The organism is Pseudoalteromonas rubra (assembly GCF_005887095.1).
Taxonomy (GTDB): domain Bacteria; phylum Pseudomonadota; class Gammaproteobacteria; order Enterobacterales; family Alteromonadaceae; genus Pseudoalteromonas; species Pseudoalteromonas rubra_E.
In genome coordinates this window covers 58,174-78,868 of record NZ_PNCI01000031.1, presented here as the reverse complement: position 1 = coordinate 78,868, position 20,695 = coordinate 58,174, and the positions used below count along the sequence as shown (strand labels likewise).

Sequence of the window (20,695 nt, the reverse complement as noted above, 5' to 3'; positions counted from 1 at the left end):
CGTGGCACCGCATTTTTTTATCCAAAAATGGGCGTCATAAAAATGAAATACCAAGTAATCGGCCTGGCGGTACTCACTGGCCTGGCACTGACCGGCTGCGAAGAATCACAACATCATACTCAAGCTGCCGAACTAATCGCCTCGCAGTCAGCGCATAAAGCTGCACCGTACAAACCGGGTGATGATATTCCGGCAACCGCTTACATGGAGCACGATGAGGTCTATAACCCCGAGTCTGTGATCCCACCTCAGTGTTACACTAAAACCGATGGTGTAAATAACCCCTGTTATGCCTGCCATCAGTCTTATCAGCAAGAGCCTGAAAGGCCGAATGCGATGCGCGATGGCCACTTGCAGGGCGTGTATGAATTCTCTGATCTGGGCCTGAAAAACCACTGGAAAAACCTCTTTGTTGACAGGACAGATTTGATCGCAGGTATGCCAGACAAAGAGATCATGGCGTGGATCAATCAGGATAATTACACCCCGTTTATCGAAAAGCTGAAACAAGACAAGCAATGGCGCGGTGAAATAACGCCGCTGGAAAATCTGGCCTATCCGGAAAAAGCCTTTGATGAGATGGGCTTTGCCAGAGATGGCAGCGGCTGGGTGGCGTTTAACTACAAGCCCTTCCCGTCGACGTTTTGGCCCACCAACGGCTCCACAGGTGATGTGATGATCCGTTTGCCCGAAGCGTTTCGCTCAAAAGGCGGCGTGTACAATCAGGACGTGTACCTGGCAAATCTGAGCCTGGTTGAGCTGACGCTAAAAGGGCTGGATAAGATCTCTACTCCTTCAATCTCTGAGCAGCGCATTGGCCAGGATTTAAACGGCGACAATCAGCTTAGTGAAGTCAGCGAGATAATCAGGCAATCACATTATGTGGGGGATGCCACCGATGCGCTGGCGCATATGCTCTACCCCCAGGAAACCGAGTTTCTGCACACCGTACGTTACATTGGTGTGGATGATAATAGCGGCATTTACAATGCACCGCGCATGAAAGAAGTGCGCTACATGAAAAAGCACAGATTTAAGACCCGCCAGTCACTGAACTCTTCATATCACCGTGAAGAAAAAGAAAAAGAATTCGGAAACCTGCCGCAAACCCTGTATCTGGGCGATCAGGGTATCAACAACACCTTTGGCTGGACCATCAATGGGTATATTGAAGACAAACAAGGTAACCTGAGGCCACAGCATAAGCAGGAGCTGGCATTTTGTAATGGCTGTCACAAAACCATCGGCTCAACCTACGACCAGACCTTCTCATTTGCCCGCAAAGTAGAAGGTGCACGTGGCTGGGGCTATATCAACCTCAAAGAAATGAAAGATGTCCCCAACAAAGGCGAAACACTCGGCGAGTTCCTGACATACATGAACCGCGTTGGCGGTGGCGACGAATTCCGCCAGAACCGCGAAATGCTGCAAAAGTGGTTTAAAGCAGATGGCACGGTTGATAAAGAAAAAGTGGAGTCGGCAGAGAACCTGTACGAGTTGATCACCCCGTCAAAAGAGCGCGCACTGGCACTGAATAAAGCATACAGAACCATAGTGGAAGAGCAAAGCTACCTGTTCGGCCGCGACGCAACGCTGGTTGAAGCAAGCAACGTATTGCAACAAGTAGACGACTCCCAGGCCCCGTTGAAAAAGGAAAACCAACACCAATGGGACATGCAACTTGATTGGGTGAGCAGCGACCGATGATTAAGAATCATCGCAGCGCTGCGAACGCTTTTCATGGATGAAAAGCCGGAAGCCCTTCACATGGATGATGAGATGAACACCTCAAGTGCAAACGGCGTCGCAATGCGCCAATATTGATTTGACGATTCAATATAAATCACAAGAGGTGTTCAAATGAAAGTATGTCTAATTGGAATTGATTTGGCAAAAAATACGCTTCAAGTCTGTGGTGTTAACCAGGCAGGAAAGCCTATTTTTAATAAAGCACTAAAAAGAAACAAGCTGTTGCCATTCCTGCTGAACTATCCAGACGCTATTGTCGCTATGGAAGCTTGTTCAGGCTCAAACTACTGGGGACGTGAATTAGAAAAGCAAGGCATCAGAGTAAGGCTGATCCCACCAATTCACGTAAAGCCCTTTGTGAAGGGTAATAAAAACGATAGAAATGATGCATTTGCTATCACAGAAGCTGCCGTAAGGCCGAGCATGTATTTCGTAAAACCGAGACGCCTGGAACAAACAGAATCTTCCATGCTGCATAAAGTGAGAAGCCGCTGGGTGAGCCAAAAAACAAGGCTGACAAACCAACTACGCGGATTATTGAACGAGTATGGAATTATTATAGCTCCAGGGGACAAGGCACTAAAGCAGACGTTACCAGAAGTCTTAGAGGATGGAGAAAATGACCTAAGTTCAGGCATCAGACATCTAATAGACAATATCAGGCAAGAGTGGCTAGAAATGGAAGCAAGATTAAGTGAGGTAGACTCTTTAATGCGCTCACAAGTAAAGTCAGATGAAGATTGTCGGCGATTGATGAAGATAAAAGGTGTATCGACCATCACGGCCACAGCAATTAAAGCCTTTGCCGGCGATGGTAAGCACTTTAAAAATGGCAGGCACTTCTCTTCAAACTTGGGGTTAATCCCTAGAGAGCACTCCAGTGGAGGTAAACAAAAATTAAGTGGCATAACCAAACGAGGCAATCAATATATCAGGCGCTTGCTCATTCAAGGAGCATGGAGTGTCTTACGTTATGCTAAACAAAGTGATGATGACTTATCGAATTGGGCAGAGAAAGTAATGGAGCGCCGGGGCAAACACAAAGCAGTAGTTGCGGTGGCAAATAAACTAGCTCGAATAATCTGGTCAATGTTGGTAAATAAAACAGAGTACAAAACAACATAATCCCACCTACTAAGCAAGTGAGGTAATGATTTAACAGGTTAAACCGACCTCTGTGAACGCTGATGAACATATAGAAACATCAAATTCGAAAGGACGATTAGCAGCAGAGGGGCGGTTCTCATTAGGGCCAAAGGTCGACGAACCTTACAAACAGGCCGGATATACGTAAGCAGCTTAACCAGTTGATCAAAGAATGAAAAATTAGTTGTCTAGACCTTAAAAAAGTCTGGACAGAGTCGAGGTGTACATATATGTGTCGTGCAAAGTCGTGCTTTAGCGCGGCCTTTGCGCAAGGTGAAATGAGCAGTTTTAGCTGAGTTTATACTCCGTCGCAATCAGGACTTCCACTCGTATCTTATGCGACCGAATCGTTTTTAAGTAGTTCCCGGCTCGTTGGCCGGGATGATGGCAGCAGATGGTGGCCGTGAACACGTTTATGTCACCTTCAGCGCGGTCGTTGCGCAAGGTAAAATGAGCAGTTTTATCTAGAATTACATTTACCCTCTAAAGTTGAAAAAATAATCCGGGAAGCCTCCAATCAAGTTGCCTCCCAGACTATTCACCAATGGATGTACGCGGCACTATGTACCATTGTGATTAAATTTGGATCTCTTTATCACACTACTTCAAAAAGTTAAAAGTCATACCAGACTTCAACTGTTTCTGTAGCCGTAGGGCCGCATCCATTGACATTACATGCGGTAATGGATACTTGATACATTCCTTCAGGTGCCTTTTTGCCTGGAAGGCCCTGATAGCCGCCGTCTGTGTCTTGGTATGGGGTATAGACACTCCCTGTGTATACAAGACCTTGCCCTGATATATGGAAGCGATACTCAGTTGCGCGAGCAACTGTATAAAACCCAAATTCAGCAATGTGTCCCCACCCAGAGTCAATAAAGTCATCGATTTTTGGCGCTTTAGTTGGTGCATCTCCAACCGTAATTAAATGCGTATGTGTTAGCGTTGCATTATCGCTGCAACCTCGAGCATTACACGCTTGAATTTCATACTTGTAGGTGCCAGAAGACAGAGACTGTTTGAGAGAAGTGCCGGTGACTTCTCCCAAGTACCTGCCATTGCGATATACTTTGAAGTATTGCACTTGTAGCTGGCCGTTCCAGCGCACATAAAACTCAGTGTCAGTCGACGTATTGTCCTCGATGTATGGCTCTGGTTTACGTGTATGTTGTAACACAGAGAATGTTTGAGTTGCGGATTCGCTTGAACATGTGCCGCTATCCCAGCATGCCTCCACCGTGAAACGGTAATTGTATCCATTCATTTTTTCGGGAACTAGCTCCCCAAAGTAAACCTCAAACGTATCTCTCCAGTAGTCCCAAGCACTGATACGGTACGTCATAGGCGTACCCACATCCAATTTACCGTTTCGGTTGATATCAATGAACTCTTCAGATGTTTCATTCACTCTGTAATAGTCAGGAAAATCGTGAACTTGAGGCCAAATCACTGAAAAGCGTAAGCTTGTTTTCTCTTGATGGCTCGGGCCCATAAATACAGGCGTTTGCGACCGGTCACGACCATACCCATCACGTAGCGACTGCAGGTCACCATTTGATAAGCGAAAATTTCCCAGGGTGTTTATTGCTGCCCCACTATCGAGGTTTTGATAGCTGAAGGCCTTGCCTGTGGCTCCTGAGGTACAGCCTGTTCTGTCGTGGTTGCTGTAATGCATAATTGACAGATGGTCATATGGCCGCGAGCGTGATACCAGGGATGATGTTTTGAATGCACTTTGCAAAGTACAAGGTACGTAGCGGTCATTCACTGTAAGGGAGTAGCGCTGACCATCTCGAGCGTGATAATCGCGGTCGGTACGCTGGTGCTCATGGCGATAACCCAGAATATGCAATAACTCGTGAATGGCAGTGCCTACACTACAGTAGTTGGGGATCCATGCCTGACGGCGCCCGCCATTCGCATAACCAATATTCGCAGAGCAGATCTTGTTTTTTTCACTCTCATCATCAAGTGCATGGCCATAAATCGTAAGGTAGTTAGAATGACTTGACGTTTTATGGACAAAATTCACCCGAGAAGCGCGTTCTATCATCTCCATTGCCTCAAGAATGTTCTTTTCATTCTGACTGCCGCTGGCGATACCCACTAGATGGAATGGGACGACGCCGTTTGGCCAGCCCACAGCGCTGTCTAAACCGGACGTATTAGCCGCGCGATTGGCTGAAAAGGTGTGAAATTCACTTACATTGTCCAATACTATATCGCCATCTATCAGGTATTCTGGTGTACCGGTATTTTCAGGCTGAATATTGTTGAGAGGGGCTGTAGAGGCCAACGAGAGTGTGGGTATGAATATGGCACCGAGTAAAAAAAGTTTTGTATTTGTAATCATTTTTGTAGTGAACCTTTTTTGTTAATGAAAGCTAAGTGTTTGGTCAGAAATTAGGACAGGTTAACGCAACGTTATAGACCGAATTGATGGCTGCATTTCAAGTCAATTTCCCTTTTTCTATTCCTTTTTTAAGTCTGTTTTAATCCTTTATTCCCCTTGTTTCTTTAAATAATTAAGTAACTATCACCGAACAAGTTTTGCTTAGTCTTTTATTATTTTTGCTCCTTTTTTATACTGATTTGAGACGTCACTACCTTACTTGGGTAATATGAAACATTGACTACGAGATAGAGTTTTTCTTGATAGTCGGCGCCTTCAGGAATTGTTTAGCATTGTGCACGCAAGTATTTGTCGTCAAAGACATAGCTCAGCTGCTATGGTGGGGTAGTCTTTTTCCCATTGAGCCCGGCTTAAAGGAAATAATGGACTCATTTAACTACTTTCATCACAGGAAAATAAAATGAAAAATATAATAAATGTGTTGGTGTGGGGAGGTTTATTCTCATTGTCATCATCAGTATTCGCAGAAGCCAAATGTGACTCACACTGTCAGCTGAGCAAAGTAAACCAGTACTTTGATGCGCTGGATACTGTCTCATATAAAGGCTCTACGGTTGCGGATATTGATGCCCTGATTGGCCTGATGCATGACGAGGTTAAATACGAGCATATTGAATATCAGGCTAATTTTGATAAACCCGCCTGGCGACGCGCATTCTTACGTAATCATGAAAGTGGCCGGTACGATAGTGAAACCAACCGCGAGATCCGGGTACTACGAACTATCCCGGGTAAAAACCACATTGCTGTAGAGTATGCTTATGGTTTTAACCAGGCTGATGGCAGCTGGCAACAACAAGAGCCTATGCTGGCCGTATTTGGTTTTAAAGAAGGCAAAATTAGCCTGATCAGGGAGCTGTGGTAGCAAGGCTACGGATTTAATTGATTACCGGGCAATTATTGACGGTGAGCACTTGATTAAAATGCCGAATGATTTTGTCATATCTAGCTGGTGCAAGGTGACTATGACCTGCACTTTTTTTAGTGATGTTGGCGATCTGAATATCAAGGGTGAATATATTGCCACCCTTGAGCCTCTCGCTAAAGTAATCGGGTTGCCAGCTCTGAATATCCAGGGTTTTGAAAAAGGCCAATGTGTGACTGAGTGTTTCAGCGGAAATGCCTTGTTCACACACAGAGATGGTTTTGCCTGAGTCGACTTTACTCAGGCTCAACGTTTGGTGATCGTAATACAGTACAGATTTGTTTCTGTATGAACCTGCCTCAAATGTGACGTGCTCTGCCGCGAGCGGCCCTGATGTGAGTAACATCAGGGTGCAAGCGGGTGCCGCGTATCTGAGACTAGAAGTCATAGCTGATCCCGACATACGCCGTGCGCGGCATGCCAGGTTGAATACGGGTTCGGCCAAAGCGCTCCTCGTTTTGCAGCGCATAGGTTTTGTCGGTGAGGTTGGCTATCCGGGCGTGGAGTTTCACGCGCTTGTTGAGCCGGTAGTTAGCTTTGAGGTTAAACACCGTATAACCCGAGTAAGTATCGGTATTTTCAACGCTCAGGTAGTAATCACCGATGCTTTTGGCTTCAGCAGTTAGCCTGAGTCCCTTAATGGTCTGACTGGTGTAGTTAAGCCTGAAATTAGCGACATATTCCGGTGCCATGTGCAGGCTGTTACCCGACAAATCCTGTTCCATCGACTCGCCCGTCTCGCGGTGAACCCGTCCTTCATCACGAATGTAATGACGGAACTCATGGTCAGACTGGCTGTAGGCCAGCGCGGCAGAAAATGCGCGGTTAAACTGGTAGTTCAGTCCAAGCTCAAAGCCTTTATGTCTGACACTGGATGCATTGACCCGGTATGAGGCGCCCAGATCGCTGAATGCCGTAACAATGGCATCGTCCACATCCATTAAATAATATGCCAGTTCAATCGACAGCGCATCCAGGTTGGCCTTGTAGCCCAGTTCATAAGTATCGGACGTTTCTTCTTTCAGGCTGCCCAGCTGTGCACTGCTTTGGCGACTTTTGAGGTGGTACATTTCAGGTGCTGTGGGTAATCGCATCGCATTGGCAAAGCGCACGTAAACACTCGACTGCTCATTAAGCAAATAGTTCAGGCTCAGCTTAGGGCTGAGGTGGCTAAAAGTGTCTTTGCGTGAGGCAATGGAGCGATTGCCAAAGCCATCGTCTTTGTATTTAGGCAGAGCATTGTCAAACACGTATTGGCTGTGGTCAAAGCGCACTCCCAGAGTATAGCTGAGCGCGTCGGTAAGATAGCCGAGGTGCTGGATATAAGGGGATACACTTTTAAAAGTGGTGGTGTCGTCGTAGAACACATGTCCTTGTGGGTATGTCGCTGCTCCTCGTCCAGTGGTGATTCTGGTGGTGGGCTGAAATGAGTAGGTATCTCCGGAAGTATGTTCTAAGTCAATGCCGAGTGTCGTCAGAGCACTGTTTTGATGAGACCAGCTTGCCAGCGCCAGCAGACCGAATGTGGTGACTTCCGTTTCTTCTACCGGCATATTGGGCTGCCAGGTGGCAAGGTGTTCTAATGTGCGGTGACGCGCATAAGGAATAAGGGATACGCTCAGGTTTTTATCCTCATACAGATATTCAGTGCTGAGGCGCATATAATCCGTGGTTCTGCGCGGATCCAGGTCGACCACTTCGTCAGGCAGACCTGACTGAGAGGGATCTTGTTCAAACTGCTCTATGCTGAGTGTGGTCAGGATCTGCTGATCAAGCGACGAAGCTATCAGCGAGGTTGTCAGACTTTGTTTGTCGTCCAGTTGATATTCATGACGTACGTCCAGCTCGGCTTTTTCAACGGCGTTATGATCTCGCCAGCCGTCATTTTCCAGATAGGCTGCCGATACACGCAACCCTCCCTGATTGTCATCTAACAAGGTGGTACTGCCATTTATGCGTGAATAGCCATGCTCCCCAAGTGTCAGGCCCACAGAGTTTTTGTCTGCTGAAACCGGCTTCGACAGTACATTGACAGTGGCTGCTACCGCGCCTGCGCCATGCAAGCTAGTTCCTGCACCACGAAGTACTTCGAGACGTGACAGACCTATGTTACTGCTGGTCCACCATAGCGCGTTATGAGTATAAAAGGCTGCTGATTGCAGCGGAATATTATCCTGCAAATATAAGGTGTAGCCATCAAAATTAATCGGCATGCGCACGGCTGCGTTGTGCCCTTGTCCACCCGACAGCTGATTGATCAAAACCCCCGGTATGGTTTGCAATGACTCGGAGATATGCTGCGCATTGTCGTCAGCAATGGTTTGCTCGGATACCTGACCTACACTCAGTGCCAGATCGGTATTGGCTTTGGCTGTACGTGTTGATGTAACCGTGATTTTTTCTATCTGGTCGATACCTGCTGTGTCAGCAGCAACCTGCGCTGAATACGCCTGTAGCAAGGCTAACGTTAACGCAGAAACAGTCAAACCGGGTTTCATGAAGACCTCATTTTTCGTTCAAGGAGCTGGATGATAATCCTGCCATGCAAAAATGTACAAATTATGCGGTCAGTATACGGTGATGTCTTTATTATCGATCTTTGCCTGGCGGAGTAAACCAAGTGCTGCCACATGGTATTCACTTGTATGGTTTAATGATCTTATTCGCGATGCTGTAACTCACTAGCCAGTTGCTGCGCCTGAGTAATTTCATCGAGTGTCATACGCTGCTCCAGATATTGCCTGGTCCACTCGACGCGACCATATACCTCACTGTCCTGGCGGGTTTGCAAAAAATAATGACTGTAGGCCAGTGCCTGAATATAATTTTGTCCCCCTGTGTCAGGGTCCAGATATTGATAGCCACGGATTAACTGGAGGGCCGCTTTCTCTCCACCTTGCAATGCGACTTGCTCAGTCACCTGATATTTTTGCGCGGTGAATGCTTTCACCTGAGCGACTTGTTCATCTCTGGTGAGTGTACTGAAATTCAGTGCCTGATGTACTTCGGCCGGGGCAAGTAGCCAGAGTGTATCGGCCGCTTTATCTGAGCCCATTTGGGCTGCGTTTATTAGCTTCTCTACATAGTTTTCATCACGATTGGTGTTGCTCAGGCAGCCTTGATATCTGGTTTTCATGGTATCAATTATCTCGTGCACTTCGTCGCGAGATAATGCCTGTTCGAGCCATTGATTGAACGCTTCATCGCTACGCGGTACGTTGCGACACTGGCGTATTTGTATGGCTTGTTTAAATAGTGCCTCGGCTGACTCGGCCTGCACCTGCTCGGGTTGTTGGCGTGTCGTGCTGACAATTGTATTCGTCAGATCCGTGTGCTGAACGTGATCTATAATGGGGGCTGCAACTTTGATATTCTCGGCTTTATTCTGTTCTTTTGGGTAAAGGTACAGCGTACAAATAAAAAGACAGAGGCCTGCCAGCAGGCCAATATATAGACGGTGCATTAAAAGGGTACCTGTTGATGAAAGATGCCGCTTTATGAAGGCGGCACCTGAGATTAAAATCCGTTTTTCAGCGCCTGGTCTCGGTCAACCACTCTACCCTGATGGATCACGGTGTGAATTTTTTGGGTGTTCTGAATATCCTCTATCGGCGAGGCATCCAGGATCACAAAGCTTGCCTGAGCACCGGTTTGCAGTGTGTTATCAATGCCCAAAAAGGAACCCGAGCGAGTGGTGGCTGCGGCCAGTGCTTGCCAGTTTGTCATACCTGCCTGAGTGAATTTCAGCATTTCTCTGTGCACAGAGTAACCCTGAATAGTGCCGTAGTTACCGGCGTCAGTGCCTGCTAAAACGGTAACACCGGCTTTGACCAGTGCGGTCAGGTTAGCGGTTCTTTGTGCATCCTGTTTACGCCATTTGGCCTCCCGGTCGCCCCACTTCTTCATGGTTTCTTCACTTTGGTAACCTGCAATGATGGCTGGGGTTGTCATGGCTTGCAGCAGCTCTGAGGCGATCACCGTCTTGTCGAACAGAAAATCTGTCAGATCTGTGTGAACTGTCATGGTGGGGATCACCACCATGTTTGCCTTGGCTATTTTGTCTGCCAGCCCTGTCGGGATGGGTGTACCGGGAATGTGTGTAAAAGCCGTGGCGCCTACCTCGATGGCATCGATGACCTCTTGCCAGGTTTTAAGGTGAACTATGGTTTTGATCCCGAGTTTATTGCTTTGCTGGACGATAGCTGCAAAGGTGGCTTTATCAATCGAGGGCTGGTCGTCACTGGGTTGATATACCACTTTAATTACGTCGGGTTTGGCTTTGGCTAAACTCTGCACCTGAGCGATAGCCTCTTCTGGGGTCGACATAGTGCGTGTTTCCAGGCCGTATTCTGTGCAATGACCTTTCGGGGCAGTCAGACAAGATAAACTGCTGTAGATATCAGCACCAACAAAGGCGCCTGCTCTTTGCTTTTCCCGTGCGGCTATCTGGCCTAGCTCATGGCCAAATAAGTCTACAAATCCGGTCACTCCGGCATACAGCACTCGTTGGGAGATCTTTTCAGTGCCGGCAAAATCTGATTTAGCATGGGGAGCTCGGTTGCCAAACGCATGAACATGCATGTCGATCAGTCCAGGAATTAGCCAACGATTATTTAGATTTAGAATCTGACCTTTAAAATTGGCTGGAGGCACAGGGTATTCAGCGGCTATCTTGCCTTGTTCAATCAGTACGGCACCACGGCGGATCTCCTGCTGATCGACATCGACAATCTGAACCTGAGTCAGTAGTAATGCATCGGATGACATGACCTGCGATTCAGCTGCATAGCTAAATCGTGCACTTAGGCACATGATCATGGCACCACCGAGTACGCCTGTGAGTTTGGGTATTATTGTTTTCATTATCAGGATCCTTGAGCAGAAAAAGTGTTTATTATTAGTGTTATATCCAACGTCATAGTGTGCCTATTTAGAAGATACCGCGCAATGCTAAATATGCTGGACTATGCAATGTAAAGGGGGTTGACGCCGCTAAAGAAGGCGCCAGAGCGCGTTCAATATGACTTATTTTGATATTGTAAGATTTATTTCCGTTGCCCGGCTCTTATGTCTCTATGATTGCTGATGAGCCGGTGTTTTACGAAAAATTGGGGTATCGACTGGTTGCACCGAAGAGCCAGGGTATGACCAAGAAATTCCAGCCGCACAATTAAACTCAAGGGTCACTATGAAACAGAATATTGCGCACATCGCACTGGTGGTAAACGACTACGACGAAGCGCTCAACTTTTATGTCGGTAAACTCAAGTTTGAGCTTATAGAGGATAGCTATCAGGCGGAGCAAGATAAACGTTGGGTGGTGGTCGCCCCCCCTAATTCTCATGGTGTTGCTTTATTGTTGGCGAAAGCCTCTAAACCCGAACAAAAACGCTTTGTTGGTGATCAGGCTGGCGGTCGCGTGTTTTTGTTTTTAAGCACTGACAACTTTTGGCGCGACTATGAAGCGATGCAAGCTGAGGGGGTTCAGTTTGTTCGTGAGCCCGCTGTGCAGGACTATGGCACAGTCGCTGTATTTGAAGACTTGTATGGGAACTTGTGGGATCTAATTGAATATACCTACGGGCATCCTATGTCGAAACGGTGCAGATAATATCTGCACACTTAGCTGCTGAGTTTGAATAAATAAGGTACACTCGCGCGACCTTATTTTTATTTTTTCAGTTGAACCATACGGTAAATGAGATGCTCAAAGAATGAGTGTATGCCGTCTCGTTTGACTCAGATGAGTATTCAGCGTTTATGCAAAGCCCAAATCAATATCAGACTACACCTAAGACCAGTCCCAAGCTTCAGTTTATTAAGGAGCGAGTTAAGGTAGTGGGTTATGTGCAGTTACTGGCAGCACTGGTTATGACCATAGTATTGGTGGTCGGTTTTTTTTCTGAGGGAGAGACCGCACCTGTAACGCTCACTGGACTACCTTTGATCTTCCTGAATGCCATTGCTGGTTACACCGCGATCACGTCGCAGGTAAAGTGGTACTTTTTGTCTATTCTGAATCAGGCCTTGCAGGTTGTCAGTGTTCAGCTTGGTGCATTTGCATATGCCTACACCGGAATGGGGGCAATCAATCTGGGTATCAACCGGGATTTGATTGGTGAAACCCAGGTAGGTTTTGGTTTGCTGTTGTCTTCTACATTTGAGCTTGAGATGAAAGCCAACACAATGAAGTTGACTGTGGTCGAGGTAGATTTGGTGGCGGTGTCATTTGTGATTGCTATTTTTACAGCGATGAGGCGTCGTTAATATTCTTATTCCAAAAAGCTATTTAATATCCCCAATTAGAATATGTTATTGTATAACTGTTTTTTCTGGCGGAGATCTTTCTGTCAGTGTCACAGAAAAAGAGTAAATACATGTTATTTGAGTTAGAAACCTATACCCGCCATGCGAAGTGGCTGGGTCTCGCTGCCATCGGGGTATCCGTTCTTGCCTGGACGGTTGAGTTAATGGGAGCCGTTTATGTATGTCCGTACTGCCGTGTGCAACGCACAGTCATTGGTCTGCTTGGCATTATTTTGTTTACAGGGGCTGCGCGTCACTGGGTAGGTAAGTATGCCGCGCTGGTATTTGGTTTCTTTGGGGCGGTTGTTGCCGCGAATCAGCATTTTATGGGCTGGAAAACGATTTCAGCTGGTAAGTTTGAATTTAACGATACCCTGATTATTGATCCCTTCTTGCTTTCGGGGTTGGCAATGACGGCAATCATAGGGTTAGTCTGGCTGGCCACCACACAGAAAAAGTAAGTGGCCATTTAGGCTATACGCAAAACCTGACAACCCAGCCCGAAGCATTTTGCTCCGGGCTGGGTTGTTTTTTAAGCCGGTTTTTCATCCTTAATAACAGCAACCAGCAGTGCTGGTAAAAAAGTCAGGCTGAGCAGCGTTGAAACCAAAATACCACTGAGTACGATAATTCCCACACCGCGATACAACTCGGTTCCTTCACCTGGGATCAGTACCAGAGGAGCCAGGCCGAAAATGGTGGTGGTTGTTGACATCAGTATTGGTCTGAGGCGTTTTGCCACGGCCTGCTGGACCGCTTCTTTAACCTTCATTCCCTGCTCCATCACATAACGACGAGTCTGGTCGACAATCAGGATTGGGTTATTCACCACAGTGCCCAGTAAGATTAAAAAGCCCAGCATAGTGATCATATCAAACGGCTGATGGAAGGCACTGAGCCCTATGGCCGACAAGGTGCTGTTAATGCCATTCACGGTCACCAGCCCTAACAGGCCACCGGCCATACCCAGCGGCACGGTTGCCAGAATAAACAGTGGGTAACGCCAGTGGGTAAAAATCGCCACCAACAGCAGGTAGCTCAGCACCAGTGCTATGACAAAGTTACCAGACAGAGATGCTTTGGTGGCTTCTAACTGATCCGCGGCACCACTGATGTTGACCTTAATACCCTGAGCAATCTTGCCCTGTTGCCAGAGGTTAGGTAACAGCTGCTGACGGACTATTTGCTCAGCCGTTTCCAGCGCGACGTCTCTGGGCGGGATAATATACACGGTGACGGTCCGGTTACCATCAACACGACGCACGGAATTACTGTTCTTACTTTCAACCAGATCGGCCAGCGCATTGAGCGGTAGCACCTGTCCGTTGGGGGTAATGATAGGTGTTGTCGAGAGCTGCTCTATGGTCTGGCGATTGCCCGAGCCACTGAACAGGAACATGTCGACTTTATCATCATTAAGGATGAACTCATCTACATAAGCACCATCACTCATCGCAGCCACGGCATACCCAAAATCTCGATTATCCAGCCCCAGCTCTGCCAGTCGTGCCCAGCGAGGCTGGATCTCGATGAGTGGCTGGTCGAGTGTCAGTGATCTGGGGTCGGAGTTGATCTGCGGCTTATCAAACAATTTATCCGCCTCGGCATAGACAGCTTCTGCCGCACTATAGAGGTCCGTGATATTCGCACCGGCGATATCGACCGCCACAGCGCGTGTTCCGCCGTCATTGCTGGAAATAATCGAACCTCGGGCAGAGAACGCACGCATGCCCTCGTAACTTCTGAATTTATCCGTAATGGCGTTCATCATCTGATTAATATGTTCTGGTTCAACGGGGGCACTTAAGAACCAGATCCGTCCAACTGACACTGACATGGAGTAGTACTCCAGTGGCGGCATATCAGTCTTCCCCGCCAGAAAATCTGCGTTATCTGCCTGCACAAAGCCATCAAAGTAGGCGCGCAGTTCCGTCCCAATTTTTTCCATTTCGGTCAGGTTGTAGTTCGGGGGCGCAATCATCATAGAGAATGCCTTGGGCTCTTCACCTTCAGGCAAATATTCGGCAGCTGGCATCAAGGTTGTGGCCAGACCCATAATAACCACGATAAATGCAGCGCTGGCAATGCGTGCCTGGGTGGTCGTGCGGGTAAATAGCTGCGACAACTTCAGCCAGTAGGTACCCAGTTCAACCTGGCGTTTTTCTTCCAGATCTTGCTGCTTACCAAAGTTTGCCAGTGCGACGGGTACGACAAAAATGGCCACAAGCATGGAGGCAATGATGGCGCCAGAAATGGCAATCGCAATGTCTGAGTAGAGTTGACCAGCTTCCTGTTGCACAAATAAAATCGGTGCGAAAACCAATACTGTGGTGGCGGTTGATGCCAGTACTGCAGGCCAGACTTCCTTCACGCCATTGATGGCAGCTAAGCGTCGGCTGATCCCTTCACGTTTGGCCTGAACGATTGATTCTAACACCACTATGGTGTTGTCCACCGTCATGCCGATGGCAAAGGCGACCCCGGCCAGAGAGATTACATTGATGGTACGGCCAAAACTCATTAGGGCAAAAAAAGCAGCGATGGTACATAATGGGATCCCCATCACACCAACCAGTGTCGCGCGCCCGGAACGCAGGAAGAAGTACATCACCAGGGTGGCCAGCAGCGCACCTAACGCCAGGTTAGTCCAGACGTTCTCCAGTGAGCTTTTTACATAGCGGACATCGTCGCTCAGTAATTTCAATTCCAGGCCATTTTGCGCGAGCAATTGTTGGTTAATTTCCTCAACCACTGGCAGCATCTGCTCTTTGATATCTAATACATTAGAGCCGCTTTCGCGCCGTACCGACAGGCGTAAAGTGCGCTCGCCGTTTGAATAGCTCACACCGCGGGTTTCGAAGTGATCCAGAGTGACATTGGCAACATCTTTGAGCAATACATTGGCATTGCCATCACGTTTGATGATCAGGTTTTCCAGTTCATTGAGTTGCTCAAAGCGGCCAATCACACGCAACAGGTAACGGCTTTCGCCACTTTCGATATCACCGCCAGAGGTATCGCGGTTCCTGTCGCGGATCACGGTTCTGACATCGCTCAGGCTAATGCCGCGCTGAGCCAGGCGCGCTGCATCGACTTTAATCTGGATTTGTCGTTGTGCACCGCCGCCAATGCGAACTTCTGAGACGCCTGTGACGCTTTCCATACGTGGTCGAATGTAGTCTTCGGCGTAATCCCGCAGCAGATCCACGTCCAGTTGTAATGGGTTGCCGGCTTGTGGTTTAAGCAGGAAAAACATAAAGGCGTTGCTGGAAAAGGAGCTGGAAAACAGCCTCGGTTGGTCGACATTTTCCGGATAAGCGGGTACCTGGCTGAGGGCATTGTTTACCCGGATCAGGGCATCGTTGACCTCAACTCCAAAAGGGAATTCCAGCTCTATGGTGGCTTCACCCATCTCGGCAAATGAGATCATGCGTTGCAGATTCGGTAAGCTGCGCAGATAGCGCTCCTGTTCTATCAGGATCTCTTTTTCCACATCTTGCGGGGTTGCACCGGGCCAGCCCGTTTGTACTGTAATGGTTCTTACTTCCAGGTCTGGGATCATTTGTACAGGAATGTTCAAAGCTGATACCAGGCCTAAAATGGTGGTGATCAGCACCACCACGGCCACTAGGGTGCCGCGTTTTACCGCTGATTCAATCATTGTAGATTCCCTGCCCTGGCGCTGATTTGCAGTTGTGTGCCTTCTTTTAACAGCTCGATACCAGTGGTGATCACCGACTCATTACCTGTCAGGCCTGTTACCGCAACATAGTCTGGTCGTGAAGCCGTGATGGTCACCATTTTTCGTTTGGCTGTGTTGTTGTCGGCAATAAACACGCTGCTGCCGCCATCCGGGTGCTGCTTAACCGCCTTTTTGGGGATCCATACGGCACTGTCTTGTGCACTCAGGAGCAGATCCGCCTGGGCCGACATGCCTGGCGTAAACTGAGCATGGACCATCATGGTATCGGTCAAATCTATGTGTGCCGTAAAGGTCCGGCTGGATGGATCTGTGACGGCAACGATGCGGCTGATCTCAGCCTTGATGGGCTTAGCAGCCTTGATATCAGGCGTAACCATAACCGGCAGTCTGGCGGTTGAACGTAACAGAGGAAAGTACTCCTGCGGGACATTGACCACAATGCGCAAGTCTGATTCTGCGACCAGAGTAAAGAGCTGGTTGCCCGGTGTGACCCACTCGCCCATATCCACAGAACGTTGCCCAATTACACCTGTAAAGGGGGCATACAGCGTATGACGGTGTAGTCTTTCCTGTGCCAGGGCAACCAGTGCTTGTTGTTTTACCTGTTCAGCCTTCGCATTGGCCAGTGCTGCGGTGCGCTCGCCAATCAGCGTTTGTGCCACACTTTGCTTTTTTGATAGGGCTGCAACTTCATCAAGCAGACGCTGTGCCTCATTGACCGAAACCTCGGCAGCCTGCGCACCGGCCCTGGCTTGTGCCAGATTTAACTCTGCCAGTGTGGCATCCAGCTTTAGCAATGGATCGCCTTTGCTGACGGTGTCTCCCGCATCAACAAGCAAAGCTTCCACTAGTCCAGATTCCTGACTGGCCAGTTGTGCGTTATGTCTGGCTTCGACTGAGCCGCTCAGGGTCATTACCTTGGGTTGCTTTGTGGCACTGGGTGTGTAAACCTCAACCTGTGTGGTTTGCGCTAATCCCGAGTGTGAGTAAAGCAACATTGCGGTGATTAGCATGACGCTTGCGATTACGCGTGCGGAAATATGCATATAAGCCTCTAATGATAATAGTTTTCATTTAATTCTATGGGTCTTTTGACCAACAAGCATGCGATTTGCGACTAAACATGAGATTTTTGCTATTTATGGGATTACCAGGTAATCGCTGAACCATCATAGCTATAAAAGCCGCCACTGTCTGATGCCTGCTTACTGTGTATCAGATCTATCAAACTTTCTGCCACGAAATCAGCGCTAAACAACTTGTCGGCTGGTACATTTTTTTGGAAAGGGACTGACAAGGCGGTATCGGTTGTACCAGGATGGAATGACAGCACACAGCAGTTTGCTAGTTTATAACGCCATTCTATACTGATGGTTTTCAGTGCCATGTTCAGAGCGGCCTTAGCACTTCGATAGCTGATCCAGCCACCCAAACGGTTGTCGGAAATACTGCCAATACGAGCTGACAGTGCGACAAAATAAGTCGGGTGTTTTGCTTTGAGCGCTTTGGCAAAGTGTTTGGCTAACAGCAAAGTCGGCACTGTGTTTGCCTGCAGGTTTTCATTAAAAAAGTGAGGGTCAAATTCCTGTATAGACTTCTCAGGCAATTTGTCGGGAGTATGCAACAGCCCTGTGGCATTGATGAGTATATCTAGCTGTTGAACCTGCGCTGCTAAGTCGCTGACATCGCACTCCTGACTCGCATCGACCTGAATCCATCTTACATTGTCCAAGGTGACAACTGGCTGTGTGGTTCTATATGTTGCATAAACCTCGACATTGGGCTGCATATTGGCAAAACGTTTAACCAGAGCCTGCCCTATTCCACCTGAACCGCCAACAATTAAGACTTTCACCTGTACTCCATTTTAACCGTTTGTTTTATTCTATGAGGGTATTAAACGGATCGCAGAACGGATTGGATCTGTCAATGGAGATCGGGTTTTTACTAACTCAATGAGTGAAGGGGTGTAAAACCCTGCCAGGTAGTCAAGAGATCACAATTTTACTAACTTGCGATTCCATGTGGATCAAGGTTTAACTAACTTAACCACTGTCCAGATCAGCAAATAACTAACTCAGTCGAATTCAGATCACGAATTTACTAACTTATGATGCTCATTGGCTGATTTTGGTTAAGGATTAGGGGGTTGTCTGCTTTTGTTGGCGGTATTTGGTCTATAAATGACTGATAAAACATGAGGCTGCTAGTTTGAGATCGTATTTTTACTAACTTATGAGGTAGCAGGATCGCGCTAGGGATCACATATTTACTAACTCAGCTTTCCTCAGATCGTATTTTTACCAACTAAAAAAGCACTCATAAGGCTGAGATCATGATTTTACCAAGTGATGGACTCAGGCAGTGTGCAGAGATTAGCATTTTTACTAAGTACGGGGCTCTAGCTGGCTGGAGTTGGCTCTGATGTATGCGTTTTTTCAAGCAACTTGGTAATTATTTGCTCTGAATGATGTGCTCTGGTTTAGAGGAGTCTTGTATATCTATATGATATATAATAAATATTAAGGGGCTGGGTAAACCTCAGCCCCTTAACCTTCTATGCAACGTGCGATACAGTGATCAGGAGTGTTGCGGCCGGAAGTAGGTAAAATAGTGATCTCATCCAGCTTGGCCGAAAAGAGAGTAAGATGGCCAGAAGCAGCACAGAGAGAGCCATCTGGCCACAAAATATCAGACTGCCATATCCAATAGCCTGACTGACATCTATCACCAATGTTAGTAAAAGCATGATCCAGGCTGCAATCAGATAGCGCTGACTTAATGCATGCTCTGGTCGGGTGCCAAATACGGCTTTGTAGTGTGGTGTTTTAGCCAGCGCGAAAGCCGTAAAGCTTGAGAGGCACAGTAAGGTCGCGATCAGATACATCATGCTGTGCGCTCCCTGCGAGTACGCTGTGGTTGCTGTGTAGACTGAAGCTGTTTGCTTTGCCAGAAAAATACCGCAGCGGCTAGCAGGGCCATAGTATCGAACATGGCCAGTGCCCACTGTCCATTACTCACGTAACTAATTAAACTGCCTTGAGTTGTTAGCGCATTGCACAGTGGCAGTACTAGCCATGCCAGGGCGTTGACGAGTGCCAGAGTGCGCCAGCCTTGCGTATTACGCCACTTCGCGGCAAACAGAGCTGTGGCCGCCCAGGTAAGGAAAAACACCAGTACTTCCTGATCGGCACGAGCGCTGTTAGTTACCGGGATCAGGCGATTGGCATAGAAGAATGCGGCGGTTGCCAGCGGTAGTCCCATAATTGCTGCGAGATTGAGTGATTCCACCAACTTAAGACCAAAGCCGACGGGTTGCGTCGGTTTTTGACGTTCCCTTAACCGCTTTGCCCACATCACACAGCCACTGGCAATCATGGCACAACCTGCGAGGCCACATAAAAAGTAGAGCCAACGTAAACCCGGCGAAGCAAGGCGACCTGTATGCATGGCTATCATACCGCCATACAATTTGGCTGCTGCACTGTCTTCCAGATGAGCGGTGTTGAGCAGTTCGCCTGTTTTACCAGAGTACAGCCACACCGCTTGTTCGTCTTTTATCTCACTGCGATTTGCGCCGTAAATTTTCATGACAGCTGCCGCATCCCGGGGATGATCTATGATAATGCGTGAAATGGGTTGTTCTGGCCAGTTAGTAAAAAAGTGATCTATAGACTGGGCAAATGCTGGACTGGTCAGAGGTTGGTGGCTCAGCTCTGGGCGTTGCCGCTCCGGATAGAATTCTTTTCTGAATTCCTTTACCCCACCTTCATAGACGGTTTGTGCCGGATAGGGAAATAACGTGAATATGAGTGTGATCAGACCTGTGTAGGTGATCATCAAGTGAAATGGTAAGGCCAGCACAGAGCTCAGGTTGTGGCCGTCCAGCCAGCTTCGGCTGCCTTTGCCTGCTCTGAACTGGAACATATCCTTAAAAATACGTTTGTGGATCACTATTCCAGAGATCAGTGCGACCAGCATAAATAAGCTAGCCAGACACACTATCCAGCGTGCTGTGGTGCGATCCATATAATGTAAGTCAAAGTGCAGTCTATAAAAGAAACTGCCTCCTTTGGATTCTCTGGGTGTCACAGGTACCTTGCTGTCGGCCGCCAGGTTATGGTTTATCCAGCTGGCTTTTTCACCGGGCTCTGGGTAGGGCAAGTGAGAAACGCGTAACAGAGCGTTGCGCTCAGAAGGCAGACTGATCCACCAACGCGCTGCGTCAGGTGCCTCTGTATTTAGGCGCTCGAAGCCATAATCCAGCAGCGCTTGCTGCGAACTTTGCACCTCACTGCTGTATGAGTGCAATTCAGGTTTGCTCCACAAAGTAATTTCCTGGCGGAAAAAACTCAGTGTGCCGGCAAAAAATACCAACCACAGCAGCCAGCAAAAAAGTAGCCCAACCCAGGTATGTAACCAGGTCATAGAGCGGAAAAAACTGTCTTTCATA

16 protein-coding genes and 1 pseudogene are annotated in these 20,695 nt (G+C 47.9%); 7 read left to right on the top strand and 10 right to left on the bottom strand.

The genetic code is table 11. The annotated features are described in order from the left end of the window. The first annotated feature begins 42 nt into the window (after positions 1–42). Positions 43–1,707 carry a hypothetical protein gene (locus tag CWB99_RS14285; protein ID WP_138552963.1) on the top strand — a complete coding sequence of 555 codons (1,665 nt, stop codon included), beginning with the start codon at positions 43–45 and terminating at the stop codon, positions 1,705–1,707. A 153-nt stretch (positions 1,708–1,860) separates the two neighbouring features. Then, positions 1,861–2,874 (top strand): IS110 family transposase, encoded by a 1,014-nt coding sequence (locus tag CWB99_RS14280; protein ID WP_138552964.1) that lies wholly within the window; start codon positions 1,861–1,863, stop codon positions 2,872–2,874. A 634-nt stretch (positions 2,875–3,508) separates the two neighbouring features. Here CWB99_RS14280 and CWB99_RS14275 read toward each other — a convergent pair. Beyond that, positions 3,509–5,248, bottom strand: a complete 1,740-nt coding sequence (locus CWB99_RS14275) for a M12 family metallopeptidase (protein WP_138552965.1) — start codon at positions 5,246–5,248, stop codon at positions 3,509–3,511. A gap of 460 nt (positions 5,249–5,708) precedes the next feature. Between CWB99_RS14275 and CWB99_RS14270 the strand changes: the two genes are divergently transcribed. After that, positions 5,709–6,173, top strand: coding sequence for a hypothetical protein (locus tag CWB99_RS14270; RefSeq protein ID WP_171045348.1), 465 nt, complete (start codon positions 5,709–5,711; stop codon positions 6,171–6,173). Positions 6,174–6,186: 13 nt separating this feature from the next. On the opposite strand, the gene CWB99_RS14265 is transcribed toward CWB99_RS14270, so the two are convergent. The 4 genes from CWB99_RS14265 to CWB99_RS14250 form a co-directional block, all read right to left on the bottom strand. Further along, positions 6,187–6,621, bottom strand: a complete 435-nt coding sequence (locus CWB99_RS14265) for a hypothetical protein (RefSeq protein WP_138552966.1) — start codon at positions 6,619–6,621, stop codon at positions 6,187–6,189. Next, on the bottom strand, positions 6,611–8,731 hold the full coding sequence (locus CWB99_RS14260; RefSeq protein ID WP_138552967.1) for a TonB-dependent receptor: 2,121 nt from the start codon (positions 8,729–8,731) through the stop codon (positions 6,611–6,613). Before CWB99_RS14260 ends, CWB99_RS14265 begins: the two co-directional genes overlap by 11 nt. A 161-nt stretch (positions 8,732–8,892) precedes the next feature. Further along, complete coding sequence (locus CWB99_RS14255) at positions 8,893–9,696, bottom strand: hypothetical protein (protein ID WP_138552968.1); 804 nt, start codon at positions 9,694–9,696, stop codon at positions 8,893–8,895. Positions 9,697–9,749: 53 nt separating this feature from the next. Beyond that, entirely contained in the window at positions 9,750–11,096 is a 1,347-nt protein-coding gene (locus CWB99_RS14250; RefSeq protein WP_138552969.1) for an amidohydrolase family protein, read from the bottom strand. 191 nt (positions 11,097–11,287) lie between these two features. Between CWB99_RS14250 and CWB99_RS24845 the strand changes: the two are divergent. The 4 genes and pseudogenes from CWB99_RS24845 to CWB99_RS14230 form a co-directional block, all read left to right on the top strand. Continuing rightward, positions 11,288–11,407, top strand: a pseudogene (locus CWB99_RS24845) (GNAT family N-acetyltransferase); the annotation flags it as partial. A 14-nt stretch (positions 11,408–11,421) separates the two neighbouring features. Continuing rightward, the gene (locus CWB99_RS14240; RefSeq protein WP_138552970.1) at positions 11,422–11,844 is read left to right on the top strand and encodes a VOC family protein; all 423 of its coding nucleotides are present in this window, start codon (positions 11,422–11,424) and stop codon (positions 11,842–11,844) included. A gap of 149 nt (positions 11,845–11,993) precedes the next feature. After that, positions 11,994–12,500 carry a hypothetical protein gene (locus CWB99_RS14235; RefSeq protein ID WP_138552971.1) on the top strand — a complete coding sequence of 169 codons (507 nt, stop codon included), beginning with the start codon at positions 11,994–11,996 and terminating at the stop codon, positions 12,498–12,500. A 110-nt stretch (positions 12,501–12,610) separates the two neighbouring features. Next, on the top strand, positions 12,611–13,000 hold the full coding sequence (locus CWB99_RS14230; protein ID WP_138552972.1) for a disulfide bond formation protein B: 390 nt from the start codon (positions 12,611–12,613) through the stop codon (positions 12,998–13,000). Between the two features lie 71 nt (positions 13,001–13,071). On the opposite strand, the gene CWB99_RS14225 is transcribed toward CWB99_RS14230, so the two are convergent. The 5 genes from CWB99_RS14225 to CWB99_RS14205 all read right to left on the bottom strand — a co-directional run bounded on the left by CWB99_RS14225 (position 13,072) and on the right by CWB99_RS14205 (position 20,694). Further along, on the bottom strand, positions 13,072–16,200 hold the full coding sequence (locus CWB99_RS14225) for an efflux RND transporter permease subunit (RefSeq protein WP_138552973.1): 3,129 nt from the start codon (positions 16,198–16,200) through the stop codon (positions 13,072–13,074). After that, positions 16,197–17,288, bottom strand: coding sequence for an efflux RND transporter periplasmic adaptor subunit (locus CWB99_RS14220; RefSeq protein WP_138552974.1), 1,092 nt, complete (start codon positions 17,286–17,288; stop codon positions 16,197–16,199). The genes CWB99_RS14225 and CWB99_RS14220 overlap by 4 nt, the downstream gene beginning before the upstream one ends. A 101-nt stretch (positions 17,289–17,389) precedes the next feature. Next, complete coding sequence (locus tag CWB99_RS14215; RefSeq protein ID WP_138552975.1) at positions 17,390–18,097, bottom strand: SDR family NAD(P)-dependent oxidoreductase; 708 nt, start codon at positions 18,095–18,097, stop codon at positions 17,390–17,392. Between the two features lie 702 nt (positions 18,098–18,799). After that, a complete protein-coding gene (locus tag CWB99_RS14210; protein WP_138552976.1) occupies positions 18,800–19,132 on the bottom strand; it encodes a DUF3325 domain-containing protein in 333 nt (110 codons plus the stop codon). Continuing rightward, positions 19,129–20,694, bottom strand: a complete 1,566-nt coding sequence (locus CWB99_RS14205; RefSeq protein WP_138552977.1) for a PepSY-associated TM helix domain-containing protein — start codon at positions 20,692–20,694, stop codon at positions 19,129–19,131. The genes CWB99_RS14210 and CWB99_RS14205 overlap by 4 nt, the downstream gene beginning before the upstream one ends. Position 20,695 lies beyond the last annotated feature (1 nt).